We start from the raw sequence: 10,789 nt of genomic DNA, 5'->3' as shown, positions 1-10,789 counted from the left end.
GGGTCCCAGGGGGCGGGCTTTTGCTCGGTCATCACGCGTCCTCGCCGCAAAAATTTTGGCCGTGAACCATCGCCAGCGGCACAACATCCGCTATAAGGGGCGCAGAAGCAGGCCGCCATCGCTGCGGCTCTGCATGATACGGACTGGTTTTGTTAACCGAAATTCTGATCGTCGTGGCCCTGACCGTCATCAACGGTCTGCTTGCCATGTCCGAGCTCGCGGTTGTCTCCTCCCGTCCCGCACGCCTCAAAGTCCTCAGCGATCAGGGCAGCAAAGGCGCCAAGACCGCGATGCGCCTTGCCGATAATCCCGGCCGCTTCCTCTCCACCGTCCAGATCGGAATCACGCTCGTCGGCGTGCTCTCGGGCGCCTTTTCGGGCGCGACCTTGGGCGCAAGGCTGTCGGAATGGCTGGTCGGGCAGGGCTTCTCGCAGGTCGTCTCGGACGGGTTCGGCGTCGGCCTCGTCGTCGTCGCGATCACCTATCTCTCGCTGATCATCGGCGAGCTCGTGCCCAAGCAGATCGCGCTGCGCGATCCCGAGCGGGTCGCGGCGCGGGTCGCGCCGGCGATGCTGTTGCTGTCGAAGATCGGCGCGCCGCTGGTTTTCCTGCTCGACATTTCGGGGCGGGCCGTGCTGGCGCTGCTCGGCCAGAAGGGCGAGCCGGAGGAGAAGGTCACCGAAGAGGAGGTCCGCACCATCATCGCCGAGGCCGAGACGGCCGGCGTTCTGGAGCGCGACGAGCGCGAGATGATCTCGGGCGTGATGCGTCTCGCCGACCGCTCGGCACGCGCCCTGATGACGCCGCGCCGCGAGGTCGAGGTGATCGACCTCTCCGACAGCGCCGACGAGATCCGCGAGCAGCTGCGCGCCACGCGTCGTTCGCGCCTGCCGGTGCAGGACGGCGAGGCGGATGCGATCATCGGCGTCGTCGTGGTCAAGGAGTTGATCGACTTCCTGTCGGATGGCGGCACGCATGATCTGCGTGGGCTGGTCAGCGAGGCACCGGTGGTGATGGACACGGCCGGCGCGCTGCTGGTGTTGCGCGAGATCCGCGCCTCGCGCGTCCATATGGCGCTGGTCTTCGACGAGTACGGGCATTTCGAGGGCATCATCACGCCGGGCGACGTGCTGGAGGCGATCATCGGCGCCTTTCAGGAGGAGGAAGAGGACGAGCCGCCGCTGGTGGCGCGCGCCGACGGCTCCTGGCTGGTGGCGGGCTGGATGCAGGTCGACGAGTTCTCGCACGAGCTCGGCATCTCGATCCCGCGCGACGCCGATTTCCAGACCGTGGCCGGCTTCGTGCTGGCGCAGCTCAACCATCTTCCGGTGGTCGGCGAGGTCTTCGAGAAGGGGCACTGGCGCTTCGAGGTGGTCGATCTCGACGGGCGCCGGATCGACAAGATCCTGGTCAGCCGGATCGATTGATGGCGCAGGCGACGCCCGAAGGCGCTGGCGCCGCGGGCGGCGAACTGCCGACGCTGGCGGAGGCGACGCGCGTCTGGGCGCGCATCGGGCTGCTCTCCTTCGGCGGGCCGGCCGGGCAGATCGCGCTGATGCACAAGGAACTGGTCGAGGAGCGGCGCTGGATCGGCGAAGCGCGGTTCCTGCACGCGCTGAACTACTGCATGCTTTTGCCCGGCCCGGAGGCGCAGCAGCTCGCCGTCTATATCGGCTGGCTGATGCACCGCACCCTCGGCGGGCTGATCGCCGGGCTGCTCTTCATTCTGCCCGGCGCGGCGGTGATGCTGGGCCTGAGCATCCTCTACGTGCTCTATCGTGAGGTTCCGCTCGTCGACGGGCTGTTCTTCGGCATCAAGGCGGCTGTGCTCGCCGTGGTGATCGAGGCGGGCTTGAGGATCAGCCGTCGCGCGCTGAAGAACCGGGCGATGGTGGCGCTCGCCATCGCCGCCTTCCTCGCCATCTTCCTCGCCAGGGTGCCCTTTCCGGCAATCATCCTCGCCGCGGGGCTGATCGGCTGGGCCGGCCACCGGCTGAGCCCGGCGCTGTTCGGCGCGCAGGCCGGCCATGGCCAGGCCGGGCCCGATGTCACGGGCGTCGTCGACGCGCTGTTCGCGCGCGGCGAACTCGACCATGTCCGGCCCTCGACCGGCCGGGCCTTGCGGACGCTGGCGATCTGGCTGCCGCTCTGGCTCGCTCCGGTGCTCGTTCTCTGGCTCTGGACGGGGGAGGGCAGCGTCTGGACGCAGCTCGGGCGCTTCTTCAGCACGATGGCGGTGGTGACCTTCGGCGGCGCCTATGCGGTGCTGGCCTATGTGGCGCAGGCGGCGGTCGAGACCTATGGCTGGCTGCAGCCGGGCGAGATGATCGACGGGCTCGGCCTCGCCGAGACGACGCCGGGGCCGCTGATCCTGGTGCTGCAATTCGTCGGGTTTCTCGCCGGCATGCGCGGGGCCGGCGATCTGCCGCCGCTGCTTGCGGGGAGCCTCGGCGCGCTCTTGACGCTGTGGGTCACCTTCGCACCGTGTTTTCTCTGGATCTTCCTCGGCGGCCCCTATGTCGAGGCGCTGCGCGGCAACAGGGCGCTGTCGGCGGCGCTGGGCGCGATCACCGCCGCCGTGGTCGGCGTGATCATGAACCTCGCGCTCTGGTTCGGGCTGCACGTGCTGTTCAGAGAGGTGAGGACGGTCTCGTTCCTCGGATTGTCGTCGGATTGGCCGGTGCTGGCCTCGCTGGACTGGCGCGCCGCCCTGCTCAGCGCGGGCGCCATCGTCGCGATGCTGCGCTTCAAGATCGGGATGATCCCGACGCTCGCCGTCTGTGGCGTCGCGGGCGTGATCCTCACCCGCCTGCCGGCGTAACGATCAGCGCCGCGGCGGCTCGTTCGGCTCGATGATGCGGTATTCCGCGTCGATGATCTCGCCGCGTGCGGCACCACGCGGCTCGCCCGGCATCGGGCCCGGCTGGCCGAAGCCCGCCGCCTTGAGCCGGCTGCGCAGGCGCCAGATCGCGATGGCACCGGCCAGCGCCGCGACCGGCAGCAGGATCAGCGCGAGGCTGGCGGCGAGCAGGAAGAGCACGGCGCCGATGACGAGGCTTGCAGCCATGGCGAGCCAGGCCGCCCAGCGTGGCATCGTGGCGGCGCGGCCGCCGATCTGCTCATGGAGATTGACGCGGATCATCGTGGGGTCATCCGTTCCTGCTTCACGAAGCTAGGTACGAATTGCGGCGAAGGCGAGATCATCGCGCCGCAGACCGTCAGCCATCGCGCCAGTCGTAGAGCCAGGCATAGCGGCGGCGCATGCCCTCGGCGCCGAGGCGTGCGAGCGCGATGTCGCGCGCGATGCCGAGCGGCCAGCCGAGATGAAAGTTGCGGCCATTGCTGCGGCTGGCCTCCTGCACGCGCGCGACCCGCTGGGCGCGCGCGCTCGCATAGGCCGCCATCGCGGTAGGGACGCCGGCCTCGCCCTTCGCCTCGAGCGCCCGCGCCAGAAGGCGCGCGAGAACCGCGGCATCCTCGATCGCCAGAGAGGCGCCCTGGGCGAGGAAGGGCAGGACGGGGTGGGCGGCATCGCCCAGAAGCGCGACGCGCCCCTTCGCCATCACGGCCGGCTTGCGGTCGAACAGCGACCAGACCTGCCAGCCCGAGGCCGCGGCGACGAGATCGCGCAGCGGCCGCGAGGCTTCCGCGACCTGTGCCGCGACCTGTCGTGCATCGCCCTCGCGCGACCAGCCCTCGCGGGCCTCGGTGGCGCGCCGCACGACGACGAGATTGGTCTCCCGCCCGCCCGCGACCGGGTAATGCACCGCATGACGGCCCGCGCCCAGATGCAGCTCGACCTGGGCTTGGCCAGCCATCCCGGCCGGGGCGAGGGCGCGCCAGGCCTCGAAGCCGGTGAAGACGGGGGGCGACGCATCGCCCGTCTGGTCCCGCACGCGCGACCAGAGGCCGTCCGCGCCGATGAGGCCGATTCCGTGCAGGGTTTCCGTCTGGCCGCTCTGGCCGGTGAGCGTCGCCGCGACGCCGCCATCCACCTCGACGACGTCCTCGATGCCGCGCCCGACGACGAGGCGGATATTGGGCATGGCCCGGGCGGCATCGAGCAGCACGGTGTGGAGGTCGCTGCGCTTGAGCAGCCGGTAGGGCGGCTGCGCGGTCTCAGGCGTCGGCGCCTCCAGCAGCGCCCGGCCATCGCGCCAGCGCCGGACCACGAGGCCCTGGGACCTCACCGCGACGCGCTTCAGCGGCAGGGTGAGGTCGAGCCCGTCCAGGACATGGCCGGAATTGGGACTGATCTGCAGGCCGGCGCCCAACTCGCCGAAGCCGGTGCGCTTTTCGACGACGGTCGCCGCGATGCCGCGCCGCGCCAGGGACAGGGCCATGGTCAGGCCGCCGATCCCGGCGCCGGCGATCAGAAAATGGGGAGCGGACACGGGCGGCAGGCTTTCACGAACGGGCGCTGCGGCCGGGCCTTGCGGCCCGCCCGGAAAGGGGAGCGGCCGGCTGGTCCGGGCCGCCCTGGCCTCAGGCCGCGGCCTGGGCCGTCTCGTGATGGGCGCAATCGGGCGGCGAGCAGGTGCCGGGCTTGAGGCTCGCGTCGAATTTGTAGAGCGTCGAGCAATAGGGGCAGACGATCTCGTCGTCGCCGCCCATGTCGAGATAGACATGCGGGTGGTCGAAGGGCGGCTTGGCACCGATGCACATGAACTCGCGCGCGCCGACATGGATGACGGCGACGCCCTTGTCGTTGTGGAAATGCGGAATGCCGTGATCGGCCATGATCGTCGCTCTTGCTTCGTGATGTGGCTGCAAACTATCGCGCCGCAGCGCTGCGCGCCAGTGCGCGATTGCCTCAGCGTGGCGTCGCCGGGCGCAGGCAGGCCTGGGCGAGAGCGGACACCCGCTCGCGCTGGCTCTGGTCGAGGGTGTCGGTGAGCGTCTCCTGCCAGAGGTTTTCGCGCTTCAGCGAATCGACCGTGCAGGCGCAGAGCCGCTCGCAGGCGTCGGCGCCGAGCGGTCCCGTCCCGCAACTGCGCTGGCAGGAGAGCATGAAGCCGCGCTCCGGCGAGACCGGCTGCGCCGGATTCAGCTGGAGCGCCAGCATCAGCGCGCCGATGAAGATCGGCTGGTGGACGAGATAGACCAGCAGGCTGTGCCGCCCGCCCCAGGAGAGGATCCGCGCCGGTAGTGAACTCGGGCGCCAGCTCGCGAGGCGGCTGCCGGCCAGCCGCGGCAAGGCCAGCCTGGCCAGTACGATCCCGCCGAGCACGCAGCCGAACCAGGGAAAGACCGGCACGAAATCCGCCGTCACGATCGGGGCGCGGGAGAAGCCGAGCCAGGCGAGGGCGGGCGCATCGAGCAGCGGATGAGCGACGAGGACCGGCAGGGCGAAGGCGGCGACCGCAGCGACTGCAACAGCGGCAACCGGCAGGCGCAGGAAGGGCAGGGCCAGCACGCTGGCCAGCGCGACATGATGCAGGATGCCAAAGAAGATGAAGCTGCGCGGCATCGCGAAATAGGTCGCCAGTGTCACTAGCGCGGCGGCGCCCGCGACCATCGCGAGGCGCTTCAGGAAGGCGGGGCGGTTCAGGCCGCTCCGCGTCGCCAGGACGAGGCTGATTCCGACCAGCGTCAGGAAGGAGCCCGCGATCAGCCGGGCAAAGCCGCGCCAGCCGGGCTCGGAGGGGACATCGGTCTCGATCAGCCCGAAAAAGGACAGATCATAGGCGAAGTGAAAGACGAACATCGCCAGAAGCGCGACGCCGCGGGCGCCATCGACGATCTCCAGCCGCAGGCGCGGCGAGGGGGCGGTCATGGGGGCGGCAGCTTCGGAGGGAACGGCGCTCATGGCAGCCTTCATAGGCAGGCGGCGGCGCAACCGCTACCCAAGTCGTGGCGTTGATGGCATGGGAGGGCGACAGTTCCGCTTCGAAGACCCGCCACGGACCGCCATGCAGACCTTCTCTTCCGACGGCGTCAGCCTCGCCTATGTCGATCTCGCGCCCACGGGGGATGTCGAGCGCCATGCCACGGTGGTGCTGGTGCACGGCTTCGGCTCGAGCCACATGGTCAACTGGGTCAACACGCAGTGGACGAAGACGCTGACCCATGCCGGCTACCGCGTCGTCGCACTCGACAATCGCGGCCATGGCCAGAGCCAGAAGCTCTACGATCCGGCCGCCTATTCCTCCCAGATCATGGCCGAGGATGTGCGGCGGCTGATGGACCATCTCGACATCCCGCGCGCGGCGGTGATGGGGTATTCGATGGGCGCGCGCATTTCCGCCCATCTCGCGCTGGCGCATCCGCAGCGGCTGACCGCGCTGCTGCTCGGCGGGCTCGGCATCCATCTCGTCGAGGGCGTCGGCCTGCCGCTGGGCATTGCCGACGCCATGGAGGCGCCCTCGCTCGACGGTCTGACCGACCCGATGCAGCGCATGTTCCGCGCCTTCGCCGAGGCGACGAAGAGCGATCTCAAGGCGCTCGCCGCCTGCATCCGCGGCTCGCGGCAGACGTTGAGCGAGGCCGAGGTCGGCCGGATCGCCGCACCGACCCTCGTCAGTGTCGGAACGACCGACGAGGTCGCGGGCTCGGGACCGGCGCTGGCGCGGCTGATCCCCGGCGCGGAGGCCTTCGACATCCAGGGCCGCGACCACAACCTCGCCGTCGGCGACAAGAGCCACAAGCAGGCGGTGCTCGACTTCCTGTCGCGTTTGTGAGGTCGCGGGGAGACGGTTCGAAAACCCTCTTCCGACAAGCGTTTGTGGAACGGTTTTGACAAACCGAATCCGGCGCCCCACATGCGGGTGGCCCATCGCCCTGAAACAGCTTTGGCGTCGATGCCGCCTCGGGTGCTAGGATCGGCCTTGCCGAACGACCCTCTCCGGAGAAAAACCATGTCGTCAGGACGCTCCGTCGCCGAAGTCCGCGATCCCGCGAGCGGGCTCGAGCGGCTCGACCCCGTCTGGTCGCGGCTGCGCCGCGAGGCCGAGGCCGCGCTCGCCGCCGAGCCGGCGCTGGGCAGCCTGATCCTCGCCTCCGTGCTGAACCAGCCGAGCTTCGAGGCCGCGGTCAGCCACCGCGTCGCGGCGCGGCTCGGCCATCCCGCCGTCCCGTCCGATCTGATCGAGCAGGCCTTCGCCGAGGCGCTCGCCGCTGACGCGACGGTGGGGCTCGGCATGCGCGCCGACGTCGTCGCCGTGCTCGACCGCGACCCCGCCTGCTACCGCGTGCTCGAGCCCGTGCTGTTCTTCAAGGGCTTCCACGCGCTGCAGTGCCACCGCCTGGCGCATTGGCTCTGGCGGCAGGACCGGCGCGATTTCGCGCTCTATCTGCAGAGCCGCGCCTCCGAGGTCTTCCAGACGGACATCAACCCGGCCGCGAAGATCGGCAAGGGCATCTTCCTCGACCATGCCACCGGGCTCGTCGTCGGCGAGACGGCGGTGATCGAGGACGACGTCTCGATGCTGCACAGCGTCACGCTGGGCGGCACCGGCAAGCAGGGCGGCGACCGCCATCCCAAGATCCGCAAGGGCGTGCTGCTCGGCGCCGGTGCCAAGATCCTCGGCAATATCGAGGTCGGCCAGTGCTCGCGCGTCGCGGCGGGCTCGGTCGTGCTGGCGAGCGTGCCGCGCAACAAGACGGTCGCGGGCGTTCCCGCCAAGGTCGTCGGCGAGGCCGGCTGCGCCGAGCCCTCGCGCTCGATGGACCAGATCCTTTGCGGCGATTGCGGCGCCGATATCTGAGCCACGCGCCTCTGGCCTCACTCCTGCGCGACCAGCCAGGCGGCGATCTCGGCATGGCGCGGATGCGGGTGCTCCGTGGTCGCAGGCGTCACCGTCAGCCGCTCGCTGAGAAGCAGCGGCGGCCGGAGCGGCGCGACCAGCCGCCCTTGCGCGAGCAGAGGCGCGACCAGCGAGAGCCGCCCCATCAAGATGCCCGAGCCCGTCAGCGCCGCATCCAGCGCCAGGCTGTAGAGCGAGAAGCGCGGGCCCCGCGTCGCATCGAGGCCGCGTGGCGCTCCCGCATGGGCGAGCCAGCGGGCCCAGTCGTTGTGCCAGACGGCGTCGTGCAGCAACGTCTGGCCGGCGAGATCGGCCGTCGAGCCGAGGCGTTCCGCCAGCTCGGGCGCGCAGACCGGCAGGATCGCGTCCTCGCCGGCCAGCGTCAGCGCCTGCGGGCCTGAACCGGGCTCGCGGTAGAAGATCGACAGGTCATGCGGCTCGCGGCGCGGATCGGGGGGCGCTTCCATCGCCGATATCGAGACCTGCAGATCCGGCCAGGTGCGCTGCAAAGCGGGCAGGCGCGGCGAGAGCCAGAGCTGCGCGATGCAGGGCAAAGCGGCGATGGTGAGCGCGCGCTGGCTCTCGCTTTCGCGCAGGCTCTGGGCGGCCTGGGCCAGGATGTCGAAGCCGCGCGTCAGCCGGGGCAGCACCTCGCGGGCGGCGACCGTCGGCACCACGCCCTGTGGCAGCCGGCGGAACAGCGAGAGCCCCAGAGCGGCCTCGAGCTGGCGGATCTGCTGGGTGACGGCGCCGGGCGTGACGCCGAGCTCGGCCGCGGCCTCGGTGAAGCTCTCGAGACGCGCAGCCGCTTCGAAGGCGCGCAGCGCCTTGAGCGAGGGCAGGCGGGGGCGGGGCGGCTTGACGGCCATGGAGGGGTCCGGCGGGAGGCTGAGATTTTCTCTGCCTTCGAGCGACGAATACTCGTTTGCGCCAGGCGGCGCAAACCGCTCCTATGACGTTGGGTTTCAGGCAGGCCCCGGCGGGGCGGGAGAATGGCGATGACGGCACTGGGCAGGCGCGACTGGGTTCCCGCGGCGAGCGAGGATTACGTGCTCGCGGTCGCCGGCGGCGTCAGCGGCCAGCCGCTGGACGCGATCGAGGCCAGGCTTTCGGCGCTGACCACCGAGAACCGCAACATCCACGAGCGCGACTGCTTCAATCTAAACCCCGCGACCAATGTGATGAACCCGCGCGCCGAAGCGGCGCTGGGCTCGGGCCTCGGGGCGCGACCCTCGCTGGGCTATCCCGGCGAGAAATACGAGATGGGGCTGGAGGCGATCGAGCAGATCGAGATCATCGCCGCCGAACTCGCGGCGCAGGTCTTCGGCGCCAAATATGCCGAGATCCGCGTGCCCTCGGGCGCCATCGCCAATCTCTACGCCTTCATGGTCGCGGCCAAGCCCGGCGACTGCATCATCGCGCCGCCGCCCTCGATCGGCGGGCATGTCACGCATCACGGCGCCGGCGCGGCCGGGCTTTACGGCATCGTCACCCATCCGGCGCCGGTCGACGCGACCAACTACACCGTCGATGTCGCAAAGCTGCGCGAGGATGCGCTGCGGCTGAAGCCGAAGATGATCACCATCGGCGCGAGCCTGAACCTCTTCCCGCATCCGATCCGCGAGATCCGCGCGATTGCCGACGAGGTCGGGGCGCTCGTGCTGTTCGACGCGGCGCATATGTCGGGGATGATCGCCGGCCAGGCCTGGCAGCAGCCGCTGGAGGAGGGCGCCCATCTGATGACGATGAGCACCTATAAGAGCCTCGGCGGCCCGCCCTCGGGGCTGATCGTCACCAATGACGCCGCCATCGCCAAGCGGCTCGACGCCATCGCCTATCCCGGGCTGACGGCGAATTTCGACGCGGCGAAATCGGCCTCGCTGGCGATCACGCTGCTCGACTGGAAGGCTTTTGGCCGCGACTACGCGCAGATGATGGCCGCCACCGCCAAGGCGCTGGCCGAGGCGCTCTGCGAGCGGCAGATCCCGGTCTATGCGCGCGAGCGCGGCATCACCACCTCGCACCAGTTCGCGATCGAGGCGCACAGCTATGGCGGCGGCCAGGCGGCGGCGCAGAAGCTGCGCGCCATCAACATCCTGAGCTGCGGCATCGGCCTGCCGCTGCCGGAGGTGGCGGGAGACGTCAACGGCCTGCGGCTGGGCACCCCCGAAATCGTCCGTTTCGGCATGACCTCCGCCGACATGCCCGAACTCGCTGGCTACATCGCCGAGGGGCTGAACGGCTCGCGCCCGGCGGAGGCGATCGCGCGGGATGTCACGGCGTTCCGGGGGAGGTTCCGGGAGCTGTGTTTTATGCGGTGAGGGGGGCGTCGCTACGAACGACGCTGCGCTCTTTGCCGATGTCGCGCTCGATCTCACGGGCGTGTTTGAACTCACTACGTCGGCTCGCAAGCCTGGACGGTCGGCGGGCCGGTCTATTTGGACGACACCAATGAGCGCTGCGCGAAGGTTGCGGCCCGTAACCTTCTGTTCGGCGTTGCGGCCTGAAGTCCTCCTTCTGGGCGGAATGATCCGTGATGGGTGCTTTCGCTGCGGCCATCGATGCGCTCTTCGCCGATGCCAATATCGGCGAGGATGCGCTTTGGAAGGCGGGTGGCGCTGGCGTCGCTATCCGCATCATCCGCAAGTCGCCCGACCGTATGGCGGAATTCGGGGACAGCCGCGCGGTGTTGCCGACCGTCGGTATCGATATCCGACGCTCCCAGGCGGCAACAATCGCCGAGGGCGATCTGATGGTGATCGGCGCTGAGACGTTCAAGATCATCGGTGAACCGATGGGCGATGCGCTCGGGCTCGTGTTGGCTGGTGAATGTGTGGACCTTGACAACCTGCCTAATGGATCATCAATCTCGGACCGCTACTTCTGATCCTTTGACTTAAAGCCTCGAACAAAATCAGTTGCCTTTTCATTTCGATCTCGCGATTCACTATCCTGTTGAGGATGCTGTTCAAAAAAATCGCGCGCCGCTTTAGAGCGGAACCCGATCTGATTGAATCGGGAGGGATTCCCAAATCAGGGGTGAA

12 protein-coding genes are annotated in these 10,789 nt (G+C 69.4%); 7 read left to right on the top strand and 5 right to left on the bottom strand.

The features are described from left to right. Nucleotides 1–164 precede the first annotated feature (164 nt). Nucleotides 165–1,427 (top strand): hemolysin family protein, encoded by a 1,263-nt coding sequence (locus tag AX750_RS03730; RefSeq protein ID WP_066719030.1) that lies wholly within the window; start codon nucleotides 165–167, stop codon nucleotides 1,425–1,427. Then, nucleotides 1,427–2,821 (top strand): chromate efflux transporter, encoded by a 1,395-nt coding sequence (gene chrA / locus AX750_RS03725; protein ID WP_066719027.1) that lies wholly within the window; start codon nucleotides 1,427–1,429, stop codon nucleotides 2,819–2,821. Before AX750_RS03730 ends, chrA begins: the two co-directional genes overlap by 1 nt. A 3-nt stretch (nucleotides 2,822–2,824) precedes the next feature. Here chrA and AX750_RS03720 read toward each other — a convergent pair whose 3' ends face one another. The 4 genes from AX750_RS03720 to AX750_RS03705 all read right to left on the bottom strand — a co-directional run bounded on the left by AX750_RS03720 (nucleotide 2,825) and on the right by AX750_RS03705 (nucleotide 5,809). Then, the gene (locus AX750_RS03720; RefSeq protein WP_066719024.1) at nucleotides 2,825–3,142 is read right to left on the bottom strand and encodes a hypothetical protein; all 318 of its coding nucleotides are present in this window, start codon (nucleotides 3,140–3,142) and stop codon (nucleotides 2,825–2,827) included. 76 nt (nucleotides 3,143–3,218) lie between these two features. Beyond that, entirely contained in the window at nucleotides 3,219–4,394 is a 1,176-nt protein-coding gene (locus tag AX750_RS03715) for an FAD-dependent monooxygenase (RefSeq protein ID WP_066719021.1), read from the bottom strand. A gap of 91 nt (nucleotides 4,395–4,485) precedes the next feature. Further along, nucleotides 4,486–4,740, bottom strand: a complete 255-nt coding sequence (locus AX750_RS03710) for a zinc-finger domain-containing protein (protein ID WP_066719018.1) — start codon at nucleotides 4,738–4,740, stop codon at nucleotides 4,486–4,488. Between the two features lie 73 nt (nucleotides 4,741–4,813). Next, nucleotides 4,814–5,809: a heparan-alpha-glucosaminide N-acetyltransferase gene (locus AX750_RS03705; protein ID WP_066719015.1), complete on the bottom strand. Its 996-nt coding sequence runs from the start codon at nucleotides 5,807–5,809 to the stop codon at nucleotides 4,814–4,816. 103 nt (nucleotides 5,810–5,912) lie between these two features. Here AX750_RS03705 and AX750_RS03700 point away from each other — a divergent pair, with 103 nt between their 5' ends. Next, nucleotides 5,913–6,680 (top strand): alpha/beta hydrolase, encoded by a 768-nt coding sequence (locus tag AX750_RS03700; protein WP_066719013.1) that lies wholly within the window; start codon nucleotides 5,913–5,915, stop codon nucleotides 6,678–6,680. A gap of 177 nt (nucleotides 6,681–6,857) precedes the next feature. Next, entirely contained in the window at nucleotides 6,858–7,706 is an 849-nt protein-coding gene (gene cysE / locus AX750_RS03695; protein ID WP_066719011.1) for a serine O-acetyltransferase, read from the top strand. Between the two features lie 17 nt (nucleotides 7,707–7,723). On the opposite strand, the gene AX750_RS03690 is transcribed toward cysE, so the two are convergent. Then, complete coding sequence (locus AX750_RS03690; protein WP_066719009.1) at nucleotides 7,724–8,614, bottom strand: LysR substrate-binding domain-containing protein; 891 nt, start codon at nucleotides 8,612–8,614, stop codon at nucleotides 7,724–7,726. 129 nt (nucleotides 8,615–8,743) lie between these two features. On the opposite strand from AX750_RS03690, the gene AX750_RS03685 reads away from it, so the two are divergent. The 3 genes from AX750_RS03685 (at nucleotide 8,744) to AX750_RS03680 (ending at nucleotide 10,632) form a co-directional block, all read left to right on the top strand. Then, nucleotides 8,744–10,066: an aminotransferase class I/II-fold pyridoxal phosphate-dependent enzyme gene (locus tag AX750_RS03685; protein ID WP_066719008.1), complete on the top strand. Its 1,323-nt coding sequence runs from the start codon at nucleotides 8,744–8,746 to the stop codon at nucleotides 10,064–10,066. A 117-nt stretch (nucleotides 10,067–10,183) separates the two neighbouring features. Next, nucleotides 10,184–10,252: a hypothetical protein gene (locus AX750_RS27130; RefSeq protein ID WP_348626266.1), complete on the top strand. Its 69-nt coding sequence runs from the start codon at nucleotides 10,184–10,186 to the stop codon at nucleotides 10,250–10,252. Between the two features lie 29 nt (nucleotides 10,253–10,281). Further along, nucleotides 10,282–10,632, top strand: coding sequence for a hypothetical protein (locus tag AX750_RS03680; protein ID WP_066719006.1), 351 nt, complete (start codon nucleotides 10,282–10,284; stop codon nucleotides 10,630–10,632). Nucleotides 10,633–10,789 lie beyond the last annotated feature (157 nt).

Source organism: Methylobacterium sp. CCH7-A2 (assembly GCF_001557075.1).
Lineage (GTDB): Bacteria > Pseudomonadota > Alphaproteobacteria > Rhizobiales > Beijerinckiaceae > Allobosea > Allobosea massiliensis.
This window is presented reverse-complemented; position numbering and strand designations above follow the sequence as displayed.

Excerpts from the sequence above, each read along its gene's own strand:
- chrA (WP_066719027.1), top strand. The coding sequence starts at position 1,427 with ATGGCGCAGGCGACGCCCGAAGGCGCTGGCGCCGCGGGCGGCGAACTG.
- AX750_RS03720 (WP_066719024.1), bottom strand. The coding sequence starts at position 3,142 with ATGATCCGCGTCAATCTCCATGAGCAGATCGGCGGCCGCGCCGCCACG.
- AX750_RS03710 (WP_066719018.1), bottom strand. The coding sequence starts at position 4,740 with ATGGCCGATCACGGCATTCCGCATTTCCACAACGACAAGGGCGTCGCC.
- AX750_RS03705 (WP_066719015.1), bottom strand. The coding sequence starts at position 5,809 with ATGAGCGCCGTTCCCTCCGAAGCTGCCGCCCCCATGACCGCCCCCTCG.
- AX750_RS03700 (WP_066719013.1), top strand. The coding sequence starts at position 5,913 with ATGCAGACCTTCTCTTCCGACGGCGTCAGCCTCGCCTATGTCGATCTC.
- cysE (WP_066719011.1), top strand. The coding sequence starts at position 6,858 with ATGTCGTCAGGACGCTCCGTCGCCGAAGTCCGCGATCCCGCGAGCGGG.
- AX750_RS03690 (WP_066719009.1), bottom strand. The coding sequence starts at position 8,614 with ATGGCCGTCAAGCCGCCCCGCCCCCGCCTGCCCTCGCTCAAGGCGCTG.
- AX750_RS03685 (WP_066719008.1), top strand. The coding sequence starts at position 8,744 with ATGACGGCACTGGGCAGGCGCGACTGGGTTCCCGCGGCGAGCGAGGAT.
- AX750_RS03680 (WP_066719006.1), top strand. The coding sequence starts at position 10,282 with ATGGGTGCTTTCGCTGCGGCCATCGATGCGCTCTTCGCCGATGCCAAT.